Source organism: Sphingomonas kyeonggiensis, assembly GCF_014204495.1.
Classification (GTDB): domain Bacteria; phylum Pseudomonadota; class Alphaproteobacteria; order Sphingomonadales; family Sphingomonadaceae; genus Sphingomonas; species Sphingomonas kyeonggiensis_A.
Genome location: NZ_JACHLN010000002.1, coordinates 625,637 through 649,622, shown reverse-complemented (window position 1 = coordinate 649,622; position 23,986 = coordinate 625,637). Strand labels below are relative to the sequence as shown.

The following is a 23,986-nucleotide window of genomic DNA, read 5'->3' as shown; positions in this document are numbered from 1 at the left end:
GAGGGCTTTATGCGGCGGGATAGTCCGCCCGCAGGAAGAAAAGCCCATCCGACGGCGCGTTGAGGCCGAGGGCGGCGCGGTCGCGCGTCTCCAGGGCGGTGGTCATGTCGTCGGGCGTCCAGCGGCCCTGGCCGACCAGCACGATGCAGCCGACCATCGAGCGCACCTGGTGATGCAGGAACGAGCGCGCCGAGGCGAAGACGCTGATCCGCTCGCCGTCCGCCACCACCTCGAGCCGGTCGAGCGTGCGCAGCGGGCTGTCGGCCTGGCAATGGGCCGAGCGGAAGGTGGTGAAGTCGTGGCGCCCCAGCAGCCGCGCCGCACCCTCGGCCATCAGCGTGGCATCGAGCGGCGGGATCACCCGCCAGGCAAGGCCCTTCTCCCAGGTGAGTGGCGCTCGCCTTGTTGAGATTCTGTATTCATAATGGCGTGCAACACACGAGAAACGCGCATGCCAATCATCCGGCACTTCGACACAGTCGAGGATCGCCACCGGATTGGGTCGTACCCGCGCATTGAGCGCTTCCATCAGGCGGAAGGCCGTGATCGGCTTCTCGATATCGATATGCGCACGCATGCCGAGGCCGTGGACGCCGGCATCGGTGCGCCCGGCGGCGTGGACCGTGGCGCGCTCGCCGGTCACCGCGAAGGCGGCATCCTCGATCGCCTGCTGGACGCTCGGGCCGTGATCCTGCCGCTGCCAGCCCATGAAGGGCCGGCCGTCGAATTCCACCGTCAGCGCGAACCGGGTCAAAGCCGGGTTCCCTCGGGGATCTTCAGGCCATTGAGCAGCTCGCGTGACGTCATGACGCCACGTCCGGCACGCTGGACGAGGGTGGGACGGATCGCGCCCTCGGCGCAGGCGATGGTGAGTGCCTCGTCAAGGAGCACGCCCGGTGTGCCTGCGGCTTCGACGATCTCGGCTGCGTGGACCCGGAAGCGTTCGCCGGCGAACTCGAAAAATGCGCCGGGCGCCGGATTGAAGGCGCGCACCTGTCGCTCGACCTCCACCGCCGACCGAGTGAAATCGAGCCGTGCCTCGGCCTTGTCGATCTTCGCGGCGTAGGTGACACCTTCTTCGGGCTGCGCCACCGCCGGATGCCCGTTCAGGTCCGCCAGCACCGTAACCATCAGCCGGGCGCCCATCGCGCTCAGCTCGGCGGTGAGTTCGCCCGCGGTCTTGCCGTCGATCGGGGTGCGCTCCTCGAGCCGCACCGGGCCGGTATCGAGCCCGGCCTCCATCTGCATGATGCCGACGCCCGTCTCGGCATCGCCGGCAAGGATCGCCCGCTGGATCGGCGCGGCGCCACGCCATCTCGGCAGCAGCGAGCCATGGACGTTCAGGCAGCCCTGCTTCGGCGCGTCGAGCACCGCCTGGGGCAGGATCAGGCCATAGGCGGCGACCACCGCGACATCGGCGTCCAGCGCCCGCAGGGCCGGCAGCGCCTCGGGATCCTTGCGGAACGACAGCGGGGTGCGGACCTCTATCCCCAATTGCTCGGCCCGTGCGTGTACCGGCGACGGCGTGAGCGCCTTGCCCCGGCGCCCGCCGGCGCGCGGAGGCTGGCTGTAAGCCGCCACGACGTCGTGCCCGGCTTCCACCAGCGCATCGAGCACCGGCACGGCGAATTCGGGCGTTCCCATGAAAATCACTCGCATGGCCGGGTCTCTAACTCCGCAACACCCTCCCGTCATCCCCGCCTGCGCGGGATGACGGAGGAAGGAGCGGGATGACGGCCAGTTTCCTTTTCGTTCCCGGATAGCTACATCCCCTGCATGGCATCTCCCGAGATCGAAGCGCTCACCCAGGCCCTGTCGCGACTGCCCGGCCTCGGGCCCCGCTCTGCCCGGCGCGCGGTGCTCCATCTGCTCAAGAAGCGCGAGACGGCGCTCGATCCCTTGCTCTCGGCGCTGGGAGCGGTGAGCCGCAACCTCGCGACCTGCGGCACCTGCGGCAATGTCGATACCTGCGATCCCTGCCAGATCTGCGCCGATCCGCGCCGCGACGTGCGCTCGCTCTGCGTGGTCGAGGAAGTCGCGGACCTGTGGGCGCTAGATCGCTCGCGGCTGTTCCCGGGGCGTTTCCATGTGCTGGGCGGCCGCCTCTCGGCGCTGGAGGGGGTGCGGCCCGAGGACCTGGGGATCGACAGGCTGGTCGCGCGCATCGCCGCCGGCGGGATCGACGAGGTCGTGCTGGCGATGAACGCCACGCTCGAGGGGCAGACCACCGCGCACTATATCGCGGAGCGGATCGAGACCTATCCGGTGCGCGTAACCCAGCTTGCCCACGGTCTGCCGGTGGGGGGCGAACTCGACTATCTCGATGAGGGCACGCTGGCCCAGGCGCTGCGGGCGCGGCGGCCGGTGGCATAGAGCGGAAGGTGCATTGCTTTCGCTGTTCCCCGGCGAAGGCCGGACCCCAATTGCAACGCAGTTCGTGAGTCTCCCGCGCTATCGGCAGTTCGTCGATACTGGGCCCCGGCCTTCGCCGGGGAACTGAAAGGCGGTAAGCCACACCTAGGGCTTTTCCCCTCTCTTGCCCGAAAAGCCGTACGGGCCTAAATTACCCCCATGGCAATTCTACCCATCGTCGAGATACCCGATCCGCGCCTGCGCCTCATTTCCGAACCCGTTGCGGAGGTGACGGACGAGCTGCGCGACCTGATCGCGGACATGTTCGACACCATGTATGACGCGCCGGGCATCGGCCTTGCGGCGATCCAGGTCGGCGTGCCCAAGCGCCTGATCGTGATGGACCTCCAGGAGCGCGAGGACGAGGAAGGCAAGCCGATCCGCGAGCCGCGCGTCTTCATCAATCCCGAGATCCTCGACCCGGCCGAGGAGCAGTCGGTCTATACCGAAGGCTGCCTGTCGATCCCCGAGCAGTTCGCCGATGTCGAGCGCCCCGCGCGCTGCCGCGTGAAGTGGCTCGACGAGAAGGGCGCCGCGCATGACGAGGTGTTCGAGGGCCTGCTCGCCACCTGCATCCAGCACGAGATGGACCACCTGCAGGGGATCGTCTTCATCGATCACCTTTCGCGCCTGAAGCGCGACATCATCCTCAAGAAGCTCAACAAGGCGCGCAAGGCCGCCGCCTGATCGCGAGGACGAGGGACGCAATCGAGCCGCGGGTGGCAACGCCCGCGGCTTTTGTTTGCGCGGGGCAAATTCGCGCTGTCCTCCCGCGATCGTTCGAGTTATGTTCCGTGCCCGCGGGTGTTGGCGCGCTTTTCTGGATATTGGAGGCTGGGTTTGGATTTGGTGGCGGTTGTGATCGCGGTTGCCGCGCTCGTCATCGGGCTCGGGCTCGGCATGTTCCTGGGTGGGCGCCCGGCGGCGCAGATGCGGGCCGAGCGGGATGCGCGCGAGGCGCAGTTCAAGGCGGCGATCACCGAGCTTGCCGCGGCCGAGGAGCGGGCCAGCCATGTCGAGGCGCTGCGCACCCAGGCCGAGATGCTGCGCGACGAGCGCGACGATGCCCGGCTCCAGCTGACCGAGCTGCGCACCAAGGCGGAAGCCTTCGAGGAGCGGCTCGCCGAGTTCAAGGGCGCGCGCGAGGCGATGGCGGGCCAGTTCCGCGAACTGGCGGGCACGATGCTGACCGAGACGCAGGAAGCGTTCCTCAAGCGAGCCGAGGAGCGGTTCAAGGAGTCCGAGCAGACTTCGGGCCAGAACCTCAAGGCGCTGCTCCAGCCGGTCAACGAGCGGCTCCAGCGCTATGAAGAGGGCGTCGCCAAGGTCGAGGCCGAGCGGCGCGACGCGTTCGGCGACCTCAAGGGCCAGATCGAGCAGATGCGGATCGGGCAGGAGCGGGTGAGCGCCGAGGCGGCCAAGCTGGTCAATTCGCTGCGCAACGCGCCCAAGGCGCGCGGCCGCTGGGGCGAGCAGCAGCTGCGCAACGTACTCGAGACCTGTGGCCTCTCCGAGCACACCGATTTCAACACCGAAGTGAATGTCGCCGGTGAGGATGGCGCCCGGCTGCGGCCCGACGCGATCGTCCAGGTGCCGGGCGGTCGCGCGCTGGTGATCGACGCCAAGGTCTCGCTCAACGCCTATCAGGACGCGTTCGGCGCGGTGGACGAGGAGGAGCGCCGCATCGGCCTCGCCGCGCACGCCGCTTCGATGAAGGCGCATATCAACGGGCTCGGCAACAAGGCGTACTGGACCCAGTTCGAGGAAGCGCCCGACTATGTGATCATGTTCGTGCCGGGCGAGCATTTCCTGTCGGCCGCGCTCGAATATGATCCCGGGCTGTGGGACTTCGCCTTCGAGAAGCGCGTGCTGCTCGCCACCCCGACCAATTTGATCGCGATCGCGCGGACGGTCGCGGCGGTGTGGCGGCAGGAGAAGCTGGCCAAGGAAGCGCGGCAGATCGGCGAGCTCGGCAAGGAGCTGTACGATCGCCTGGCCAAGGCGCTGGGCGACCTGCGCGTGGTCGGCTCGGGGCTCAATACCGCGGTGAAGAACTTCAACACCTTCGCCACCAGCCTGGAGACGCGGGCGCTGGTCTCGGCGCGCAAGCTCAAGGAGCTGAACGTGGAAACCGGTGCGCGCGAGATCGAGGCGGTGCCGCCGGTCGAGCTGCTCGCCAGCCATGCCGGCGAACCGGAGGCGGAGGCCGCCGAATAAGCCGGGCTATGGCGAAGCCGGCAATTGCCGCTAGGCTGGTGCTGGATCGAAACGGAGGGGAATTCGATGAAGCTGGCATTCGCACTCATGCTCGCCGCAGCACCGGTCGGCCCGGCCCTGGCACAGGATGCGGCGGAGACGGCACGCAATGACAAGCTCGGCCAGGCGGTTCGGCTGATCCAGGGCGGCCAGCCGCAGCAGGCGATCGACCTGCTCAATCCGCTGATCGTCGAATATCAGGGCCTGTATCGCGGCGAGAAGCAGAAGCTCTGCCAGGTCGAGGATTATGAGACCGCTGCCTATGCCAGCCTGCCGGGCGGCAAGGACGCGATGCTGGTCGATGGCGGCTGGTGCATCGCGCTATGGGGCAAGGGGTTCGCGATGATCGACCTCAACCAGCTGGACGGCGCGATCCTGTTCCTCGAGCGTGCGGTGACGATGGCGCCGCTCCACCCGCATTACCTCTCCGAGCTCGGCTATGCCTATCAGGCGCAGAAGCAATGGCAGCGCTCCTACGACCTTTATGCGCGTGCCGCCGATGCGGCGAAGCGCGAGAGCGGTGAGCGGCAGAAGAAGTCGCTGCGTCGCGCCTGGTTCGGCATGGCCTATGACCAGATCGAGCTGGGCCGGCTCGACGAGGCGGAGGTGCTGTTCCGCAAATGCCTGGAGCTGACGCCCGACGACCAGAAGATAAAGGACGAGCTGCAGTATATCAGCGAGCAGCGAGCGAAGAAAAAGGCGAGCTGAGGCCGCCGACCGCCGGGTCGGGCGATCGGCGGCGAGGGTTCAGGGTCGGCCGCGGACCAGTGTCATCGTCCGGCCACGAGCGCCGGTCAGCACGAGCCGGTTGCCGCCGCGATTGCCGGTCGACACGACCAGCCGGTCGCCGAGCAGGCCGAGGATCGCCTGTTCCTGCTGGTTCCGCGCGCGATCGACACAGGCCATCCGGGTGCTGGCGACGCGATCGGTGGTCAGGCGCCCGCGCGCGAAGGTGAAGCTGCCGTTGAAGCGGTTGCAGCTGGCATTGCCCGAGACGCGGCCATTGTCGAACGCGATCGTCGGGCTGGTGCCGCGCGCCACCGGGCGGCCGTTCAGCGCCTCGATCCGCCAGCTGCCGTCGATCAGGCTGACCCCCGCGGAGACGGCAGGCTCCCCGCCGCAGCCCTTGTAGGTGCGGCCATCGACGGTGACGGTCACCGTGTCGGGATAGCTACGGTCGCTCATCCCGTCGCTGCACTTGATGTGGTTGGTGTTCACGTTGATCCGGCGGGTCTGCCAGATCTCGCCGGCGAAGCCGTGGATCACCTTCGGCGTCGCCACGCTGACCGGCTGGCGGCCCGGCGCCTCGAAGCGCATCGTCCGCGCGCCGATCGTCAGGCTCCAGAACGGCTCGGTGCCGCTCGCGCGATAGTCTGGCTGTGCCTGGGCCTGGGCGGCGGCGGGCAGGGCAGTCAGCGCGATCAGGCTGGCGGCGGCGATGGTCGAAAGTCGCATTGGATCACTCCCTCTATGCGAGGCACAATGCGCGGCCCGGGCTGAACGCTCCATGGCCGTAACGATTAGCTCCTGTTCAGCTTCGCTGCTGGCCGAGCACCTCATAGGCCATGACCGCGGTGGCGATCGCGGCGTTCAGGCTGTCCGCCTTGCCGAGCATCGGGATCTTCACCAGCAGGTCGCAGGCCTCGGCCATGAAGCCTGGCATGCCCTGCGCCTCGTTGCCGGTGAGCAGGAACGTCGGGGCTTCGTAGTGCGGCGCGCGATAGTCATGCTCGGTATCGAGGCTGAGGCCGACCAGCTGGCCGGGGCCCTTGCGCAGCCAGACGAGGAAATCGCCCCAGCTCGACCGCGCCACCGGCACGGTGAACAGCGCGCCCATGCTGGCCCGCACCGCTTCCACCGAGAACGGGTCGACGCAATCGTCGATCAGGATCAGGCCGCCGGCACCCACTGCATCGGCGGTGCGCAGGATCGTGCCCATGTTGCCGGGATCGCGCAGCCGCTCGGCGACCAGCCAGATGCCCGACCTGCTGCGATCGAGATCGGCCAGGGTGACGGCAAAGTCGGGATAGACGCCGACCACCGCGCCCGGATTGTCCTTGCCCGACAGCTTGGAGAGGATGTCGTTGTTGGTCTCGACCGCCCAGCCGCCCGCGGCCTCGGTGGCGGCGATCAGGGGGCGGACCAGCGCATGGCCGGCCATGTCCTTCGAGAAGAACAGATATTCGGGCACGCGACCCACCTCATGCGCCTCGGTGAGGATGCGGAGCCCCTCGGCGAGGAACAGCCCTTCCTCGCGGCGATGCTTCTTGTCGCGCAGGTTGCGGACGCGCTTGATGAGCGGATTGGAAAAGGCGGTAATTTCGCGAGGCATGCGGCATCCCTGCGCCAGGAACGATACGAAGTCACGACCGGAATGACTTGCCCGGCCGCGTCGGCCATTCCTATGCTTGGGGAGAGATAGGGGGAAGGGCAGTCATGATCGGTGCGATGCTACTAATGTACGTGGCCGCGGCCGCGCCGGATTGTTCATTCCCCAATGGCGACAGGACCAGCGCGAAGGAAATGACCGCCAATATCAGGCGGGAGAAGGGCCTGTGCGGCCTGCCCTGGCGGGCATTGAAGCGCGTGGTCGCCGAGCCGGCGGGCCGCCAGCAGATCGACGCCGCCTATGATGCGCTGGCGAGCGAACATCCGGAGAGAAGCGGTTCCGCCGCTACGCAGAAGGCCTATGTCGCCGCCGCCGCCGGGCATCCCGAGGCGATGCTGTCGATCGCGGACGCCAATGTCCGCGATCACCCCGAGGACAAGAGCCTGGCAAACATGTCGTGCTTCGCCCGCGGCCGCTATGGTTTCGATGTCGACAACGCCATGCCCTATTGCAACGCGGCGGTGGACGGCACCGGCCGGCAAGGCTGGACCCTGGTCAATCGCGGCCGTGTCGAGCTGGCGCTGGGCCTCTACAAGGAAGCGCTGGCGGATTTCAACGAAGCGCTCGGCAACCGGGAAATGCGCGAAATGCAGCACAAGATGCTGGTCGACGCAGCCTATGGCCGCGGCATCGCACGCCTGAAGCTGGGCGACGCGGGTGGCGCGGCGGATACCAGGGCGGCGATCGCCGCGCGGTCAAGCGTGGTGCTGGATTTCGAGGATGCCGGCATCCGCCCCTGAGCGGGGAAGGGCTATTCCTCGTTGAACCGCGCTTCGACGAGCTCGACCAGCGCCTGCACCGCGCCGTCCGCGCCGTCGCCCTCGGCGCTGATCGAGATCGTGTCGCCCTTGGCGGCGCCGAGCATCATCAGGTCGAGGATCGACGTGCCCGAGGCGGTGTTGCCGTCCTTCTCGACGGTGAGTTCCACGGATTGGGCGGTGGCAAGCGTCACGAAAGCCATGCTGGCGCGCGCGTGCAAGCCGCGCTTGTTCTCGATCGTGACGGTTCGGATCGTGCGACTCAAGCGGCAGCCTCTCCCAGGACTTCGGATGCGACGGTGATGTACTTGCGGCCCGCATCGCGCGCCGCGGCCACCGCTTCGGTGACCTTCATCGTCTTGCGCGCGCTGCCCAGGCGAATCAGCATCGGCAGGTTGATCCCGGCGATCACCTCCACCTTGCCTGCTTCCATCAGCGAGATGGCGAGATTCGAAGGCGTGCCACCGAACAGATCGCTCAGCACGATCACGCCGCGGCCCGAATCCACGCCCTTGATCGCCGCGGCGATGTCCGCGCGGCGACCTTCCATGTCATCCTCGGGGCCGATGCAGATCGAGGCGATCTGCTCCTGCTTGCCGACTACATGCTCCATCGCGACTACGAACTCCTCCGCGAGTCGTCCGTGCGTCACGAGCACCAAACCGATCATCTCAAACTCCGCCCCCTGCCACGGTCACCGGTAGCCCCTCCAGCGAGTCCTGCGGCGCGGTCTTGGTATCACGATGCGTCACCGTGGGCGAAAAACCCGCGTCGCGCAACCGGGCGGCCATCCGTTCGGCGACATGCACCGAGCGGTGACGGCCCCCCGTGCATCCGAACGCTATCGTAACATACGCCTTTCCCTCGGCCTGGTAACGCGGGAGCAACAAAAGCAGCAGCGACTCGATCTGCTCCATTGCCGCCGGATAGGCCGGGTCGGCGGCGATATAGGCCGACACATCGGCATCCTTGCCGGTGCCCGGGCGCAGTTCCGGCACCCAGTGCGGGTTCCGGAGGAAGCGCATGTCGAACACCAGGTCCGCGTCGCGCGGCAGGCCGCGGGCGAAGCCGAAGGAAAGGACGGAGATCACCGTCTCGCCCAGGCCCTCGCCCGAGAAGGTCCTGCGAATCTGCTGGGCCAGTTCGTTCGCGCTGAGATCGGTGGTGTCGATCAGCCGGTTCGCCCAGCGGCGCAGTGGGGTGAGCAGCTCGCGCTCATGGGCGATGCCGTCCTGTGCCGGGCGGTCCTGCGCCAGCGGGTGGCGGCGGCGCGTCTCCGAATAGCGTCGCTCGAGCTCGGCGCCCGAACATTCGAGGAAGAGCGTGCCGACATCATGGCCATGCTCCTCGCGCAGCTTCTTGATGCGGCGGACGATGCTCTCGGGATCGAAGCCGCGCGTCGTGCTGCCGATGCCGATCGCCAGCGGGCGGTCGTCATCCGCCTCGGCGGGCGCGGTATCGAGCAGGCGGTTAAGCAGCAGCAGCGGGAGATTGTCGACAGTCTCCCAGCCGAGATCCTCGAGCGTGCGCAGCACCGTCGACTTGCCGGCGCCGGACATGCCGGTGACGAGCAATATCTGTTTCGGCCGCGCCTTGCTCATTTGGCGAGCGCCTTGAGCGCATATTCGACCTTGATCGGCGCGGACGGCTCATTGGGCCCCAGCGCGATCACCGGCACGTCCACCCCGGCGATGCGCCGGGTACGGCGATCCTCGGGCAGGCGCGGGGAGGCATCCAGCACCACCGCGACCAGCGCGACGGGCGCTTCCTCGAGGTTCGGCATCGCCACCGGGCCGATGCCGCGAATCTCGACCTTGCCGCCCAGGCCCGCCGGCACGGTGGCGTAGAGCGCCTTGCCCCGGCGCACGCAGACCGTGCGCGGATCGACCACCAGCGTGGCGCCGCGATCGAGCAGCCGGAGCAGCAGGTCGACGCGCTGCGCATCCTCGCGCGCCTCGATCAGCACGCCGCGCCCATCGATCGCCACGCAGGCGGCCAGGATCGATTCAGAAGACAGCTCTGCCATTAATTGCGTCCCGCCAAAGGCAGTCGCACCACGAAACGCGCCCCGCTCAATCGATCCTCCCTCGATTCGACTGAAATGCTCCCTTGGTGGCCCTCGACGATCGTTCGGGCGATGGCAAGCCCCAGTCCCGAGTGCTGGCCAAAGGCCTCTTGCTGCGGCCGCACCGAGTGGAAGCGGCGGAAGATATTCTCGCGCGCTTCCTGGGGCACGCCGGGCCCCTCATCCTCCACGCGGATGGTCAGGTCCTCCTCGTCGCTCGAGGCGGAGATCGCGATCAGGCCTCCGGTCGGCGAGAAGGAAATCGCGTTCTCGATCAAATTCTCGAACACGCGCTCCAGGCGGGCGCCTTCGCCCAATATGGTGAGCTCGGTCCCCGCCGCGCAATCAAAGGCGATGCGGATGCCGTTCGGGATGCCGCGCGCCTCGCGCTGGTCGAGCAGCGCCCGGATCATCGCCCCGATGTCCACCGGTTCGAAGGTCGCGCGGCTGAGCTGCGCGTCGAGGCGGGAGGCCTCGGAGATATCGGTGATCAGCCGGTCGAGCCGCAGCACGTCGTCGCGGACGATCTCGAGCAGCTGGTCGCGATGTTCCTGCTTCTTCACCGCCGCCAGGCTGTCGACGGCGGAGCGGAGCGAGGCGAGGGGGTTCTTCAGCTCGTGCGTCACGTCCGCTGCGAACGCCTCGGTCGCGTCGATCCGGGCGCGCAGGGCGCCGGTCATGTCCGAAAGCGCGCGGGCGAGCAGGCCGATCTCGTCGCTGCGATCGGGCAGGCGCGGGACCACCACTTCGCGCGCGCGACCCAGCCGCACGCGGATCGCGGCGCGGGCAAGCAGGCGCAGCGGCCGCACGATCGTGCGCGCCAGGAACAGCGAGAGCAGGATCGAGAAGACCGAGACGAACAGCAGCACCATGCCCAGCCGGAAGCGCTCGGCGCGGACGGTCTGGGTGATGTCGCGGGCGTTCACCGTGGTCATCACCACGCCCAGCTCGGTGATCGGCGCGGCAGCGGTGATGACGGGCGTACGATCGGGCGCCCGCCACACCGTCGCCGGTGTGCCATGCGCGGACATGGCAGTGCGCACGTCCGGCCATTCGAGGCCCTGGTCGACCGGGCGCTCGCGATAGAGCGGGGCGCGGTCCGCACCCGCCACCGTGTCGATCACCGCGTCGAGAACGCGCGCTGCCTCGAGCCCCCAGGGATCCTTGTCCGGATCCCGCAGCACCACATTGCGCAGGCCCAGCGCCTTGCTGTCCGCCAGAAGCTTGCCCTTCTCGTCGAACAGGCGGATGCGCGTACCGGTGTCGCGCGCCAGGCTGAGCACCAGCAGGTCGCGGCGCTTCTCGTCCTTGGCGGAGGCGAGCGCCTGGGCGATCAGCTGGACCTCGCGCCCGGCCTGCTCCACCCGGCTGTCAACGATGCGGCTGCGGTACGAATCTAGGTACGAGAAGCCGCCGCCCAGCAGCGCGAGCGCGAAGATGTTCACCGCGAGGATGCGCGGCGTCAGGCTGACGCGATTGGACCATTTGAGCGCGAGGTCGCGCTCGTCCCTATTCGTCCGAGAACCGGTAGCCCGCGCCATAGAGCGTCTCGATAGCATCGAATTCCGAATCGACTTGCCGGAATTTGCGGCGGACGCGCTTGATGTGGCTGTCGATCGTTCGGTCATCGACATAGATGTCGTCCTGATAGGCGGCATCCATCAGCTGGTTGCGGGTCTTCACGATGCCCGGGCGCTGCGCCAGCGTCTCGAGGATCAGGAACTCGGTGACGGTCAGCGTCACGTTGGTGCCGTTCCAGGTCACGCGGTGGCGCGCCGGGTCCATGGTCAGCCGGCCGCGCTCCAGCGCCTCGGCGGTGACTTCCTCGCCCCCCTCGGCGCTCGGCTGCGCGGCTTCGGTGCGGCGCAGGATCGCGCGGATGCGGGCGATCAGCAGGCGCTGGCTGAACGGCTTGGCGATGTAGTCGTCCGCGCCCATCGCCAGGCCTAGTGCCTCGTCGAGCTCGTCGTCCTTGCTGGTCAGGAAGATCACCGGGATCGTGCTCTTCTCGCGCAGCTTCCGCAGCAGCTCGAGCCCGTCCATCTTCGGCATCTTGATGTCGAGCACCGCCAGGTCGGGCGGATTGTCGATCAGCGCCTTCAGCGCACTCTCACCGTCGGAATAGACGCGCGTCAGGAAACCCTCGGTCTGCAGGGCGATCGAGACGGAAGTGAGGATGTTGCGGTCATCATCGACCAGCGCGATCGTAGCGGTCATGCGTTTGCGACACTCGGAACCATTGATTTGACGGCGTAACCGAAACTTCTTCGCCGCTCAATCGGCTGACAACGTTTACTCGGGTTGACCCTCCTTTCGGCAGGGGCTTATGGCCACGCAATAATATTGCACCGGGCGGCAACAGCCCGGGCAGATCACCCAAAGGGTGTTTGGAGACGGAGGCAAATTTGACTGAGCGCACGCCGCGCCACGGTCTCGATGCTATGGGCATCGGGACCGGGGCCGATATTTTCTGGAATCTCGAAACCGCCCAGCTGGTCGAGCAGGCCGTGAGCCGCGGCGAAGGCAAGCTGGCCAAGGACGGCCCGCTGGTCGTCACCACCGGCAAGCACACGGGCCGCAGCGCCAAGGACAAGTTCATCGTCCGCGACGCCACCACCGAGGACAGCGTCTGGTGGGGCAAGGTCAACAAGGACATGAGCCCGGCGCATTTCGCGGCGCTCAAGGCCGATTTCCTCGCCGAGGTCGCCGCGCGCGACACGCTGTTCGTGCAGGACCTGTATGGCGGCTCGCAGCCCGAGCACCGGGTGAACGTCCGCGTGATCAACGAGCTGGCCTGGCACAATTTGTTCATCCGGACGATGCTGGTCCGCCCCGAAGGCGCCGAGCTGGCGGGGTTCACGCCCGAATACACGATCATCGACCTGCCGAGCTTCCGCGCCGATCCCGATCGCCACGGCACGCGCAGCGAGACGGTGATCGCGGTGAACTTCACCGAGAAGCTGATCCTGATCGGCGGCACCGCCTATGCCGGCGAGATGAAGAAGAGCGTCTTCGGGCTGCTCAACTATCTGCTGCCCGTCGACGGCATCATGCCGATGCACTGCTCGGCCAATATCGGGCCCGACGGCGACACCGCGGTGTTCTTCGGCCTGTCGGGCACCGGCAAGACCACGCTCTCGGCCGACGCCAGCCGCACGCTGATCGGCGATGACGAGCATGGCTGGTCGGACACCGCCGTCTTCAATTTCGAGGGCGGCTGCTATGCCAAGATGATCAACCTCTCGGCCGAGGCAGAGCCGGAGATCTTCGCGACCACCAGGCGCTTCGGCACGGTGCTCGAGAATGTGGTGATGGACGAGGCGAGCCGCACGCTCGACCTGGCGGATAACAGCCTCGCGGAGAACAGCCGCGGCGCCTATCCGATCGACTTCATCCCCAACACCTCCGAGCACAATCTCGGCCCGGTGCCGCGCAACATCATCTTCCTGACCGCCGACGCCTTCGGGGTGATGCCGCCGATCGCCAAGCTGACGCCGGACCAGGCGATGTACCACTTCCTCTCGGGCTACACCGCCAAGGTGGCCGGCACCGAGATCGGCGTGACCGAGCCCGAGGCGACCTTCTCCACCTGCTTCGGCGCCGCCTTCATGCCGCGCCACCCGGCGGTGTACGGCAACCTGCTCAAGGAGCGGATCGCAAGGGGCGGAGTCGATTGCTGGCTGGTCAACACCGGCTGGAGCGGCGGCCGCGCCACCGATCCAGGGATCAAGCGCATGCCGATCAAGGTGACGCGCGCGCTGCTCAATGCCGCGCTCGACGGCAGCCTGGCCCAGGCCGAGTTCCGCAAGGACCCGAATTTCGGGTTCATGGTGCCGGTGGCGGTCAACGGGGTGGACAGCGCCATCCTCGATCCGCGCGCGACTTGGAACAACAAGGCGGATTACGACGCCACCGCCGGCCGGCTGGTCGACCAGTTCGTCGAGAATTTCGCCCAATTCGCGGATCACGTCGACCAAGGGGTGCGCGAAGCAGCCCCCAAGGTAACCGCAAACGCCTGACTGGCCCGGTCATCGATCGGGCGATAGGAGCCCGATCGATGACCGAGTTCACGCCAAGACTGTTCGCCACTGACGCCGAGATCGTCCATCTCGGCGAAGGACTGCTCGCCTGTTCGCTCGCGAAGGAGGAGTGGACCCATGAGGCGCATCTCGCCGCCTGCCTGTATCTGGTCGCCGAGCGCCCGGATGTGGACGTGGATGCCGAGATCGCCGGGCTGATCTCGCGCTTCAACGAGAGCGTGGGCGGCGTGAATGACGACAAGGGCGGCTATCACGACACGATCACCCGGGCTTATGTCGCCGGCGTGCGCCTGTTCCTGGCGCAGACCGGCGAGACCGGGCTGGTCGAGCGCGTCAACGGTCTGCTGCGCTCGCGGGTCGGGCGGCGCGACTGGCCGCTCGGTTTCTACAGCCGCGAGCTGCTCTTCTCCGTCCCGGCGCGCCGCGGTTTCGTTCCGCCGGACCGGGCACCATTGCCGTTGGGCGCGGACGAGTCGGCGTGCTAGATACGATGCCGTTCCAATCACCCATCGGGAGGTAATAGTATGAGCATCCTCGACGGCATCCTCGGCCAGGTCACGCAGAATGTGGACATCGCCAATCTCGCGGCGAAGGTCGGGCTCTCGCCCGAGCATGTCGAGCAGGCCGTGCAGGCGCTCGCCAAGTTCCATCCGATGGACACCGACACCGCTGAAGGCGCCGCCGGCGCCACCGGCCTCCCGGTGGAGAAGCTCCAGGAGATCATCGGCCATATCGGCGGCGAAGGCTCGCTCGGCCATTTCGCCAATCTGCTGAAGGGCGACGGCGAAGGCGTGCTCGGCCAGCTCGGCGGGCTCGCCTCGGGCTTCCTCGGCGGCAAGAGCTGATCCGTAGCCGGGGCTCGTCGCGAACCGGCGAGCCCCTGCGCTCAGCGCACCGCGGGCAGGATGTGCTCGGGCGTGTATTTCTCCTGGGGCACGTACATCACCTTGTCCCCGTAATTGCCGCCGAAGATCGCGACGACCAGGTCGAGCTTCGGCACCACGATCACCACCTGGCCGCCATTGCCGGCCGCATAATAGGCCGGCAGCGTCTGGGCCTGCCAGGGCAGGTCGATCCCCCACCAGAGATAGCCGTAATGCAGCCCGCGCAGCTGTCCGCGCGGCGCGGTGGAGCGCTGCACCCAGTCGGCACTCAGGATGCGCTTGCCCTGCCAGGTGCCGCCATTCAGCATCAGCTGGCCGAGCTTCATGAAATCGCGCGGCCGGAACTGCGCGCCGCCGCCCATATAGACCTCGCCCGTCGGCTGGAGGTTGAGTGCATAGGGTCCGAACTGCATCGGCCGCGCGATCAGTCGGTCGAAACTGTCCTCGATCGGCTCGCCGGTCACCTTGGCGAGGACCCCGCCGGCGAGGTTGGGATTGGTGCTGCAATAGACCCGCTCGCCGCCCGGCTGTGCGACCATCGGCAGGTCGAGCGCATAGCGATACCAGTCCGGCTGCGCGTCCTGGCTCTGCATCACGTCTTCATTGCCCGGTGCCTTGGGATCGCGATCGTCGCAGTGGAAGCCCGAGGCCATGCTGAGCAGGTCGCCCAGCGTCATCGCCCGCTTGCGCGGATCGAGATCGGCGGGGAGCGCCTTCTCCAGCGTCGCATAGACCGGCGTCTCCGGCCCGATCCGCGCGCCATCCTGCATCGCTGCGCCGACCAGCACCGATGTGAGGCTCTTCGCCGCCGAGCGCGTGTCGTGCAGCGCATCGCCATCGGTGCCGTGGAGATATTCCTCGAGCACCAGTCTGCCGTGCCGGGCGACGAGCACCGCATGGATCTCCTGCGAATGGACGTTGGCCATCGGCTCGTCGATCAGCATCTGGACGAAGCGCTCGATCGCCGCCCGGTCGATCTTCTCCGCCGCCAGCGTCGAGACCGGCCAGCCATCGCCCTTCGCCAGCGGCGCGCGCCAGGCATAAGGGGCAGGGAGGCCGGGACGCGGATAGAAGTCGCTCAGCGCGTCGGCGGGTTCAAAGTCATAGGTGTTGCCGCGCCCGGGGATGACGATCGAGAGCAGCTTGTTCTCCGCATCGAAGCTGCCGGTGGCGATCTCGACTTCCTCGGCCATGCCGCCGGGCTTGCCGAGCAGTCGCACCCGCCCGTCCTTCAGCTCGATATGCTTCAGGTCGACATTGCGCCCGACATTGCGGTCCGGGTTGCGCATGAACACGCCGAGCCGGCCGTCCGCCTCGCGATCGACTTTCAGATAGAGGGTGAAGCTGTCGTCGAGAGGTCGCACCTCGCCGCGCCATTGCGACGGGCCGGCGGCTTCCAGCACCACCGGCGTCGAGAAGCGCATGCCGCTGGTCGCCATGCGCGGCTGGACCCAATGGCCGCGGATGCGCGTGCCTTCGATCCGCCCGCGAAAGCTGCCGCGCTCGCCGGGCAGGGTGAAGCGCAGCGTGTCGCCCGCCTGCTCGACCGCAGCTTCGCGCCCGGCGATCTCCGCCCGCCATTTCGCGCCGTCGCGCACCAGGGTGAGGGTGCCCCGCACATCGGGGCCGAAGCGCTTCTTCGCGGCCCACAGGCCGACAAGCTCCGGCTTCGCGTCCTGCGCGGCAAGGGAAGTGGGAAGGGTCATCGCGCAGGCGAGCAGGGCGGAGGCAAGGGCTTTACGCATCGAAACGCTTTCATCTGTTGCGTCAGCCGCTCTGCGATGCGGACGCGCCGCCGTCTTGTATCCGCGCAACCTCTCGCCGCCAGCGCGAGGGCGTGGCGCGGAATGCGTCGCGAAAGGCATGGCTGAGATGCGCCTGGTCGACGAACCCGGTGGCATAGGCGACTTCCGCCAGCGAAGCGGTACCGTCCCCCAGCATCGCCGCCGCGCGCTCGAGCCGCCGCCCGCGCAGATGTTCGCCCGGCGTGCAGTGGAGATAGCGGCGGAAGACCCGCGCCAGGTGCACCGGATGCACCCCCGCCTCGGCGGCGAGGTCGGCGACGCTCAGTTCGGGATCGTCGGCGGTGAAGGTCATCTCGAACACGCGTTTCAGCCAGCTCGGCGGCTTGCTGGCGTTGCGGGCCTCGTCCGAGGAGAGCGGCTGCATGGTGGCGACCAGCTGGTGCGCCCGCCCGTCAAAGGCGAGCGGGGAGGGCGCCGATCGGTCGAACTGCGCCGCCACCGCATGCGCGGTCCAGATCGCATAGGGATCGAGCACGCGCACCGCCGGGCCTTCGCCTTGCTCATAGCCGCCCGAAATGGCGAGGAAGCTGCCCTGGCCCTCATGGAAACGGTCGCGGTGGGTGGTGCCGGGCGGATTGAACACCAGCAGCGGCGTGCGCGACACCGCCGGTGCGTCCCTGGCCTAGGATTTGTAGCCGCCCGACAGGACGAGCACGAAATGCGCCTCGTCATGCGTGTGCGTCTCGACTTCATGCTCGGGCGCGGTGGCGGCGAGGCGGTGGTAGGTGAAGCCGCCGATCGCGCGATAGGCGGGGCCGTCGCCCCAGAATTCATGCCGCGCCCGACGCAAAGCCACTGTTGCCGATCCCCGATCCGGTTTCTTGCTGTGTTATCTGGATAACACGCGCTGATCAACCACCAGTGCGATCCCGGCGCCGGCGGCATAGGCCAGGAAGTCGAGCCACTCGAAGCTGCCGCCCAGCACCACGCGGATCACCCGGTTCTGCACCCCGAGCAGGTCGAGCACATGCACGGCCTGCCCGATCTCGATCGCCGCGCCGATCGCGAAAGCGCTCAGCGCGGCGGGCAGGGGCCGGATCGGCAGCACCGCCCGCAGCCCGCAATAGACCAGGATCACCGCCAGCACGTCGCCCAGATAGGGCCGCACGAAGCGATCGCGCACATAGAGCGCGATCGCCACCTCCACCGCGAACAGCAACGCCGCCGCGGCCGCATGGCGCGGGCGCCAGGTCAGGCTTTACGCTCGGCGATATGCCGGTCGATCACATGGCCGAGCACCGTCATCGGCACGTTGCCGCCGAGCACCACCGCATCGTTGAACGCGCGGAAGTCGTAGCGGTCGCCCAGCGCGCCCTTGGCCTTGTCGCGCAGGCGATTGATCTCGCTATGCCCCACCTTGTAGCCGCAGGCTTGGCCCGGCCAGGAGCAATAGCGGTCGACCTCGCCCGAGACTTCCTCGACCGAGGAGCCATTGGCGGTGACGAACCAGTCGATCGCCTTCTGCCGGCTCCAGCGCTTGGCATGCAGCCCGGTATCGACGACCAGGCGGCAGGCGCGGAAGCCCAGCGACTGGAGATAGCCGAGCTTCTCCGCCGGGTTCTCGGCATAGACGCCCAGCTCGTCGGCCAGCTGCTCGGCGTAGAGCGCCCAGCCTTCCGAATAGGCGTTGAACGCCAGGATGCTGCGGATCAGCGGCATCCGGTTGGCATATTCGCCCTGCCAGACATGTCCCGGAATGCCCTCATGATAGGCAAGGTCGGGCAGGCTGAACTTCGTGTGCAGCGCGGTAGTGCGCAGGTTGAGCCAGATCTTGCCCGGCACGGTGCCGTCGATCGAGCCCGCGCCGCCATAGGCGCCGGGTGCGCCGGGCTCCTCTTCCAGCGGCAGGCGGCGGACCTCGAGATTGCCCTTCACCAGCGTGTGGAACGCCTGCGGCATTCGCCCGCGAATGTCGTTCACGCGCTCCTGCATGAACTTGATGATCTCGGCACGGCCGGCGTCATTGTCGGGGAAGGTGAAGCGCGAATCCTTGCCCAAAGCTTCCATCCGCGCGCCGACCGAGCCCTGAGAATAGCCTTCCTTCTTGAGGATCGCGTCCATCTCGGACTGGATCCTGGCCAGCTGGTCGAGGCCCATCTGGTGGACTTCGTCGGGCGTCATCGCCGTGGTGGTGCCGGCGCTCAGCGCCCAGGCGTAATAGGCGTCGCCGTCCCTGGACTTCCACACGCCGGCATCGCTGGTCGCGCGCTTGCGATGCTTCTCCAGCTCCGCGATCTGGCGATCCAGGGCCGGCGTGAGCTTGTCCTTGGCGAGCAGCCAGGCACGCTCGCCGAAATCGCCGTCCATCCCCGCGGTGCGGTTCGCCAGCGAGGTGACCACGCCCCAGCCGGCCGGATCGCCGCTGCGCGCCTGCCTGATCTGCTTCAGGCATTTGTCGAGCAGGAAGTCGGGTGCGATCACGCCCTTGCTGGCGGCGATCTTGAGCCGCTCGGTCTCGCCGTCCAGCTGCTCGGCATAGCTCTCCAGCCGGTCGAGATAGCCCTCCGCATCCTCGGGCACGGCGATCTGGTGGTCGCTGTCGAGCATGCGCGGGGTATCGAGGAAGGCGCCGACATTCTGCACCACCACATAGGGCGAGTTGCGCCAGCTGCCGGTCGCGACATCGCCATAGCCGAAGCCGAAACCCTTGAGCGCGTTGGAGAAGCTCGCCTGGATAACGTCGATATTGGTGCGCATCGCCGGGCTCAGCGCGTTCAGGTCGAGCCTGGCGATGTCCGCCAGCGCCCTTTTCAGGTTCGCGGCGATCTTCGCCTGACCCTTCACCGATCGGTCCATCAGCTGGTGCTTGAGGTTGGCGCGCTTGTCCTTGTCTACGCCGAGCGTGGTCGCCGTCTCGGGATAGTCGCGCAGCATCTGCTCGGCGACCCGGTCGAGCAGCGCCTGGGCAGGGGCGTCATTCTGGGCGGCGAATGCGCGGGCCGTGGCGGGCATGCCGGCGAGCGCGAGAGTCGAGCCTGCGCCGAGCAGCAACTGGCGACGAGTGGTATCCATGCAATTTTCCTCGAAACGAAAGTCTTCAGGCCGGCTCGACGTCGAGCGAGCCGTCGCGGGCGCCGGTGATGCGGACATGCGCGCCGGCGGGGGTGTCCGGGCCATTGGCCGGCCATTCGCCGTCGCCCACCTTCACCCGGCCCTGGCCGGCGGTGATCGGCTCGACCACGGTGACGACCTGGCCGACCAGCCGGGCGACGCGGTCGTTGAGCAGCGGGTCGGCGCTCGGCACCGGGTTGCTGCGATACCAGCCGCGCCCGAGCGCCACCGCCGCCGCCGATGCCGCGGCGAACAGGAACACTTCGAACACCAGGTCGAAGCCCGGCACCAGCAATGTGACGATGCCGGTGATCGCGGCGCCGGCGGCGATGAACACCAGGAAGATGCCCGGCGCCAGCAGCTCGGCGATGGCCAGCAGCGCCGCCAGGATCAGCCAGGCGAGGCCGGTGTTCACGGTGAGCAGCTCCTGCAGGTTCATCTCAACCCTCCTTGGGCTCGAACGGACGCGGGCGCGGCGGGGCGGGCGGTGCCGGCGGGCGCGGGGCGCCGCCATTGCCGCCACCGCCACCAGCCAGCGCATCCTTGGCCAGTTCCCCGATCCCGCCCAGCGTGCCGATCAGCTGGGTCGCCTCGACCGGGAACAGGATCGTCTTGGCATTGGGGCTGGTCGCGAACTTGCCGACCGCCTCGACATATTTCTGCGCGATGAAATAGTTGAGCGACTGGCTCGATCCCGCCTCGATCGCGTCGGACACCAGCTGGGTCGCCTTGGCTTCCGCCTCGGCCGAGCGCTCGCGTGCCTCGGCGTCGCGGAAGGCGGCTTCGCGCCGGCCCTCGGCCTCGAGGATCTTCGACTGCTTCTCGCCCTCGGCGCGCAGGATCGCGCCGGCGCGGCTGCCCTCGGCCTCGAGGATGTTGGCGCGCTTCTCGCGCTCGGCCTTCATCTGGCGGGCCATGGCGTTGACGATGTCGGCCGGCGGGCGGATGTCCTTGATCTCGACGCGGGTGATCTTCACGCCCCAGGGCGTCGTCGCGTGATCGACCACCGAGAGCAGTCGCGCATTGATCTCGTCGCGCTTCGACAAGGTCTCGTCCAGGTCCATCGCGCCCATCACGGTACGCAGGTTGGTCGTCACCAGGTTGAGCAGCGCGATGTAGAGGTCGCTCACCTCATAGGCCGCCTTGGCCGCGTCGAGGACCTGGAAGAACACCACGCCGTCGGTGGAGATCATCGCATTGTCCTTGGTGATGATCTCCTGCCCGGGGATGTCGATCACCTGCTCCATCATGTTCACCCGGCGGCCGACCCGGTAGAAGAAGGCGGGGAAGAAGTTGAAGCCCGGCCCGGCGACGCTGGTGAAGCGGCCGAAATGCTCGATCGTGTACTGATAGCCCTGGCGGACGATGGTCACGCTGGAGAAGAGGTAGAGCACGACGACCACGGCGACCGCGCCCAGGAAAACATTGAGTACGAGCATCCGACTCCCCCTTCACGATTTGCCTCTTGCTAGCATAGAGAGGGGGCATGACCACAGCCCGTCTCGCACCGCGCACCGCCCTGTTCCTGCCGGCCTCGAACCCGCGCGCGATCGAGAAGGCGCGGGGGCTCGGCGCCGATCTGGTGATCCTCGACCTCGAGGATGCGGTGAAGCAGGCCGACAAGGTGAGCGCCCGCGTCGCGGCGGTCGAAGCGGTGGGGCAGGGCTTTGCCGCCAGCCTCTCGGCGATCCGGATCAACGCGATCGACACCGCCGAGCATGGCGAGGATGTCGCGGCGATTGCGGGCTCCAGCGCCAACTTCGCGGTGCTGCCCAAGGCGGAAAGTGCCGAAGAGGTCGCGCAGGTCGCCAGGGCGCTCGGCAAGCCGTTGCTGGTGATGATCGAAACCCCGCGCGGCGTGCTGGGTGCCGCCGAGATCGCCGCGGTGCCGGGCCTGGCCGGGCTCATCATCGGCACCAACGACCTGGCCGCCTCGCTCCGCCTCCCGCCCTCCAGCGGGCGTGCGCAGATGGGCGTATCCCTGCAAAGCGTCGTCCTCGCCGCCCGCGCCGCCGGCGTCTGGGCGCTCGACGGCGTGTTCAACAAGCTCGACGATCCCCAGGGTCTCGCCGCCGAATGCCGCGAGGGCAGGGCGCTCGGCTATGACGGCAAGTCGCTCATCCATCCGAACCAGATCGCCATCGCCGGCCAGGCATTCGGCCCCAGCGAGGCCGAACTGGCCGAAGCCCGCGCCCTCGTTGCCGCGGCGACGGGCGGGGCCGAGCGCTATGACGGCCGGATGATCGAGGCGATGCACGTCGATCAGGCCCGCGCGCTGCTCGATCGTGCGATGGATTATGCCGGATCGGATGATTTCCTTGCCTAGGTAGGACCACCTAGGCCCGGCAGCGTCTATTATAGCTACATGCCCGGACTGCCCAAGCTTCACAGCGATCTGCTCGCCGCGCTCGACGAGCTCGAACATCTCCTCGCGCAGCCCGCGCTGGACCAGCTGCGCCTGTCGCGCGTCCGGCTCTATATCTCCAAGGTGAATGGCGAGCGCCGCAACACCGTCGACCGGCTCTGCGAGGCGCTGGAACGTGAGGCGACCGGCGTCCATGCCCAGCAGATCGCCGCGCTGCGCCAGTCAAACATCGAGAAGCGCATCGAATATACCGTGCACGTCGGCAACTGGGGCCTGCGCGAGGTCGCTGCCGACTGGCCGGGCTATTGCCGTGCCTCGGTCGAGCTTTCGCGCAGCATCCGCCAGCAGGTCATGGTCGAGCAGGCGCTGCTTTGCGACCGACAAGATGACGCCGACCCCCTAGCGCTTTCCGACCCTCGCGGTTACATGGGCCGCCAACTTCCGAATCAGGACATTGGCGCACCCCATGGACATCCCCCTCGGCCTCACCTTCGATGACGTTCTCCTCTATCCGGGGGAATCCGAAGTCCTGCCGAGCATGGCCGACACCCGTACGCGGGTAACCCGCGGCCTCTCGCTCAACATCCCGATCCTCTCCTCGGCGATGGACACCGTCACCGAAGCCGACATGGCGATCGTCATGGCGCAGCTCGGCGGCATCGGCGTCCTCCACCGCAATCTCGACATCGAGGAGCAGGTCGAGGCGGTCCGCGCGGTCAAGCGCTTCGAGAGCGGCATGGTCGTCAACCCGATCACCATGGCGCCCACCGGCACCCTGGCCGAGGCCCGTGCGCTGATGGCCCAGCACCGCATCAGCGGCATCCCGATCGTCGAGGCGTCGGGCAAGCTCGCCGGCATCCTCACCAACCGCGACGTCCGCTTCGCCGAGCGGCTCGACCAGCCGGTCGCCGAGCTGATGACGCACGACAACCTTGCCACCGTCCGTGCGGGCGTCAGCTCGGAAGAGGCGCGCCGCCTGCTCCATTCGCGCCGCATCGAGAAGCTGCTGGTCGTCGACGATGCCTATCGCTGCGTCGGCCTGATCACGGTGAAGGACATCGAGAAGGCGGTGAACTATCCGTCGGCCACCAAGGACGCCGCCGGCCGCCTCTGCGTCGCCGCCGCCACCACCGTGGGCGACAAGGGCTTCGCCCGCACCGAGGCGCTGGTCGACGCCGAGGTCGACCTGATCGTGATCGACACCGCGCACGGCCACAATGTCGAGGTCAGCCGCGCGGTCGAGCGGGTGAAGAAGCTCTCCAACCGCGTCCAGGTGATCGCCGGCAACATCGCCACCGCCGAAGCCGCCAAGGCGCTGATCGGCGCCGGCGCGGACGGCATCAAGGTCGGCATCGGGCCGGGCTCGATCTGCACCACCCGCGTCGTCGCCGGCGTCGGCGTGCCGCAGCTCACCGCGGTGATGGAAGCCGCCAACGAAGCCGCCAAACATGACGTGCCGGTGGTCGCCGATGGCGGCATCCGCACCTCGGGCGACGTCGCCAAGGCGCTCGCCGCCGGTGCCTCCACCGCGATGATCGGCTCGCTGCTTGCCGGCACCGAGGAAGCACCGGGCGAGACCTTCCTCTACCAGGGCCGCGCCTACAAGTCGTACCGCGGCATGGGCTCGGTCGGCGCGATGGCGCGCGGTTCGGCCGACCGCTATTTCCAGCAGGACGTCAAGGACCAGCTCAAGCTCGTCCCCGAGGGCATCGAGGGCCAGGTGGCGTTCAAGGGCCCGGCCAAGGACGTGATCCACCAGCTGGTCGGCGGCGTGAAGGCGTCGATGGGCTATGTCGGTGCCGCGACCATCGACGAGTTCCAGAAGAAGGCCCGCTTCGTCCGCATCACCAATGCCGGCCTGCGCGAGAGCCACGTCCACGACGTGACGATCACCCGCGAGGCGCCGAACTACCCGACGCGCTAAGCGCGACACCGCCGGCCGCGTCGTCCTTCTGGGCGAC

28 protein-coding genes are annotated in these 23,986 nt (G+C 67.8%); 11 read left to right on the top strand and 17 right to left on the bottom strand.

Going from position 1 to position 23,986, the window contains the following annotated elements; translation table 11 throughout:
* Positions 1-7 precede the first annotated feature (7 nt).
* Together truA and fmt are read right to left on the bottom strand one after the other, a co-directional pair.
* Positions 8-754, bottom strand: coding sequence for a tRNA pseudouridine(38-40) synthase TruA (gene truA, locus HNP52_RS10780; RefSeq protein WP_184166651.1), 747 nt, complete (start codon positions 752-754; stop codon positions 8-10).
* Positions 751-1,659, bottom strand: a complete 909-nt coding sequence (fmt, locus tag HNP52_RS10775; RefSeq protein WP_184166648.1) for a methionyl-tRNA formyltransferase — start codon at positions 1,657-1,659, stop codon at positions 751-753. Before fmt ends, truA begins: the two co-directional genes overlap by 4 nt.
* 117 nt (positions 1,660-1,776) lie before the next feature.
* On the opposite strand from fmt, the gene recR reads away from it, so the two are divergent.
* The 4 genes from recR (at position 1,777) to HNP52_RS10755 (ending at position 5,376) form a co-directional block, all read left to right on the top strand.
* Positions 1,777-2,373, top strand: coding sequence for a recombination mediator RecR (gene recR, locus HNP52_RS10770; RefSeq protein WP_184166645.1), 597 nt, complete (start codon positions 1,777-1,779; stop codon positions 2,371-2,373).
* A 198-nt stretch (positions 2,374-2,571) separates the two neighbouring features.
* Positions 2,572-3,099, top strand: coding sequence for a peptide deformylase (def, locus tag HNP52_RS10765; RefSeq protein WP_184166642.1), 528 nt, complete (start codon positions 2,572-2,574; stop codon positions 3,097-3,099).
* 213 nt (positions 3,100-3,312) lie between these two features.
* Complete coding sequence (rmuC, locus tag HNP52_RS10760) at positions 3,313-4,629, top strand: DNA recombination protein RmuC (protein WP_184168291.1); 1,317 nt, start codon at positions 3,313-3,315, stop codon at positions 4,627-4,629.
* Positions 4,630-4,695: 66 nt separating this feature from the next.
* Entirely contained in the window at positions 4,696-5,376 is a 681-nt protein-coding gene (locus tag HNP52_RS10755; RefSeq protein WP_184166639.1) for a tetratricopeptide repeat protein, read from the top strand.
* Positions 5,377-5,415: 39 nt separating this feature from the next.
* Here HNP52_RS10755 and HNP52_RS10750 read toward each other — a convergent pair whose 3' ends face one another.
* Positions 5,416-6,123 carry an META domain-containing protein gene (locus HNP52_RS10750; RefSeq protein ID WP_184166637.1) on the bottom strand — a complete coding sequence of 236 codons (708 nt, stop codon included), beginning with the start codon at positions 6,121-6,123 and terminating at the stop codon, positions 5,416-5,418.
* Between the two features lie 76 nt (positions 6,124-6,199).
* Complete coding sequence (locus tag HNP52_RS10745; RefSeq protein WP_184166634.1) at positions 6,200-7,000, bottom strand: RNA methyltransferase; 801 nt, start codon at positions 6,998-7,000, stop codon at positions 6,200-6,202.
* A 191-nt stretch (positions 7,001-7,191) separates the two neighbouring features.
* On the opposite strand from HNP52_RS10745, the gene HNP52_RS10740 reads away from it, so the two are divergent.
* Positions 7,192-7,797 carry a hypothetical protein gene (locus HNP52_RS10740; protein ID WP_184166631.1) on the top strand — a complete coding sequence of 202 codons (606 nt, stop codon included), beginning with the start codon at positions 7,192-7,194 and terminating at the stop codon, positions 7,795-7,797.
* A gap of 11 nt (positions 7,798-7,808) precedes the next feature.
* Here the strand turns inward: HNP52_RS10740 and HNP52_RS10735 are convergent, their stop codons facing one another.
* Genes HNP52_RS10735 through HNP52_RS10710 form a run of 6 tightly spaced genes read right to left on the bottom strand, consistent with a single transcriptional unit; the run spans position 7,809 to position 12,097 of the window.
* Positions 7,809-8,081 carry an HPr family phosphocarrier protein gene (locus HNP52_RS10735; RefSeq protein WP_184166628.1) on the bottom strand — a complete coding sequence of 91 codons (273 nt, stop codon included), beginning with the start codon at positions 8,079-8,081 and terminating at the stop codon, positions 7,809-7,811.
* Positions 8,078-8,485 (bottom strand): PTS sugar transporter subunit IIA, encoded by a 408-nt coding sequence (locus HNP52_RS10730; RefSeq protein ID WP_184166625.1) that lies wholly within the window; start codon positions 8,483-8,485, stop codon positions 8,078-8,080. The genes HNP52_RS10735 and HNP52_RS10730 overlap by 4 nt, the downstream gene beginning before the upstream one ends.
* Position 8,486: 1 nt before the next feature.
* The gene (gene rapZ / locus HNP52_RS10725; RefSeq protein ID WP_184166622.1) at positions 8,487-9,416 is read right to left on the bottom strand and encodes an RNase adapter RapZ; all 930 of its coding nucleotides are present in this window, start codon (positions 9,414-9,416) and stop codon (positions 8,487-8,489) included.
* The gene (locus HNP52_RS10720) at positions 9,413-9,841 is read right to left on the bottom strand and encodes an aldolase (RefSeq protein ID WP_184166619.1); all 429 of its coding nucleotides are present in this window, start codon (positions 9,839-9,841) and stop codon (positions 9,413-9,415) included. The genes rapZ and HNP52_RS10720 overlap by 4 nt, the downstream gene beginning before the upstream one ends.
* Complete coding sequence (locus HNP52_RS10715) at positions 9,841-11,421, bottom strand: stimulus-sensing domain-containing protein (protein ID WP_184166616.1); 1,581 nt, start codon at positions 11,419-11,421, stop codon at positions 9,841-9,843. The genes HNP52_RS10720 and HNP52_RS10715 overlap by 1 nt, the downstream gene beginning before the upstream one ends.
* On the bottom strand, positions 11,390-12,097 hold the full coding sequence (locus HNP52_RS10710; RefSeq protein WP_184166614.1) for a response regulator transcription factor: 708 nt from the start codon (positions 12,095-12,097) through the stop codon (positions 11,390-11,392). The genes HNP52_RS10715 and HNP52_RS10710 overlap by 32 nt, the downstream gene beginning before the upstream one ends.
* Positions 12,098-12,285: 188 nt before the next feature.
* Between HNP52_RS10710 and HNP52_RS10705 the strand changes: the two genes are divergently transcribed.
* The 3 genes from HNP52_RS10705 to HNP52_RS10695 are packed head-to-tail and all read left to right on the top strand — an operon-like array spanning position 12,286 to position 14,765.
* Positions 12,286-13,899, top strand: coding sequence for a phosphoenolpyruvate carboxykinase (locus tag HNP52_RS10705; protein ID WP_184166612.1), 1,614 nt, complete (start codon positions 12,286-12,288; stop codon positions 13,897-13,899).
* A 38-nt stretch (positions 13,900-13,937) separates the two neighbouring features.
* Entirely contained in the window at positions 13,938-14,405 is a 468-nt protein-coding gene (locus tag HNP52_RS10700) for a hypothetical protein (RefSeq protein ID WP_184166610.1), read from the top strand.
* A 39-nt stretch (positions 14,406-14,444) separates the two neighbouring features.
* The gene (locus tag HNP52_RS10695; protein WP_184166609.1) at positions 14,445-14,765 is read left to right on the top strand and encodes a hypothetical protein; all 321 of its coding nucleotides are present in this window, start codon (positions 14,445-14,447) and stop codon (positions 14,763-14,765) included.
* A 41-nt stretch (positions 14,766-14,806) separates the two neighbouring features.
* Here HNP52_RS10695 and HNP52_RS10690 read toward each other — a convergent pair whose 3' ends face one another.
* The 7 genes from HNP52_RS10690 to HNP52_RS10660 are packed head-to-tail and all read right to left on the bottom strand — an operon-like array spanning position 14,807 to position 21,099.
* A complete protein-coding gene (locus HNP52_RS10690; RefSeq protein WP_184166607.1) occupies positions 14,807-16,549 on the bottom strand; it encodes a serine hydrolase in 1,743 nt (580 codons plus the stop codon).
* Positions 16,550-16,571: 22 nt separating this feature from the next.
* The gene (locus HNP52_RS23280; RefSeq protein WP_184166604.1) at positions 16,572-17,213 is read right to left on the bottom strand and encodes an AraC family transcriptional regulator; all 642 of its coding nucleotides are present in this window, start codon (positions 17,211-17,213) and stop codon (positions 16,572-16,574) included.
* Between the two features lie 18 nt (positions 17,214-17,231).
* Entirely contained in the window at positions 17,232-17,405 is a 174-nt protein-coding gene (locus tag HNP52_RS10680) for a hypothetical protein (RefSeq protein ID WP_184166601.1), read from the bottom strand.
* A gap of 33 nt (positions 17,406-17,438) precedes the next feature.
* The gene (locus HNP52_RS10675; protein ID WP_221416242.1) at positions 17,439-17,768 is read right to left on the bottom strand and encodes a DUF2809 domain-containing protein; all 330 of its coding nucleotides are present in this window, start codon (positions 17,766-17,768) and stop codon (positions 17,439-17,441) included.
* A gap of 32 nt (positions 17,769-17,800) precedes the next feature.
* Positions 17,801-19,621: a DUF885 family protein gene (locus HNP52_RS10670; RefSeq protein ID WP_184166598.1), complete on the bottom strand. Its 1,821-nt coding sequence runs from the start codon at positions 19,619-19,621 to the stop codon at positions 17,801-17,803.
* 25 nt (positions 19,622-19,646) lie between these two features.
* On the bottom strand, positions 19,647-20,099 hold the full coding sequence (locus HNP52_RS10665) for an NfeD family protein (protein WP_184166595.1): 453 nt from the start codon (positions 20,097-20,099) through the stop codon (positions 19,647-19,649).
* Between the two features lies 1 nt (position 20,100).
* The gene (locus HNP52_RS10660) at positions 20,101-21,099 is read right to left on the bottom strand and encodes an SPFH domain-containing protein (RefSeq protein ID WP_184166592.1); all 999 of its coding nucleotides are present in this window, start codon (positions 21,097-21,099) and stop codon (positions 20,101-20,103) included.
* A 47-nt stretch (positions 21,100-21,146) separates the two neighbouring features.
* Here HNP52_RS10660 and HNP52_RS10655 point away from each other — a divergent pair, with 47 nt between their 5' ends.
* Genes HNP52_RS10655 through guaB form a run of 3 tightly spaced genes read left to right on the top strand, consistent with a single transcriptional unit; the run spans position 21,147 to position 23,949 of the window.
* Positions 21,147-21,986 carry a CoA ester lyase gene (locus HNP52_RS10655; protein ID WP_184166589.1) on the top strand — a complete coding sequence of 280 codons (840 nt, stop codon included), beginning with the start codon at positions 21,147-21,149 and terminating at the stop codon, positions 21,984-21,986.
* 39 nt (positions 21,987-22,025) lie between these two features.
* On the top strand, positions 22,026-22,523 hold the full coding sequence (locus HNP52_RS10650) for a hypothetical protein (RefSeq protein WP_184166586.1): 498 nt from the start codon (positions 22,026-22,028) through the stop codon (positions 22,521-22,523).
* A complete protein-coding gene (gene guaB, locus HNP52_RS10645; protein WP_184166584.1) occupies positions 22,492-23,949 on the top strand; it encodes an IMP dehydrogenase in 1,458 nt (485 codons plus the stop codon). Before HNP52_RS10650 ends, guaB begins: the two co-directional genes overlap by 32 nt.
* Positions 23,950-23,986: the final 37 nt, after the last annotated feature.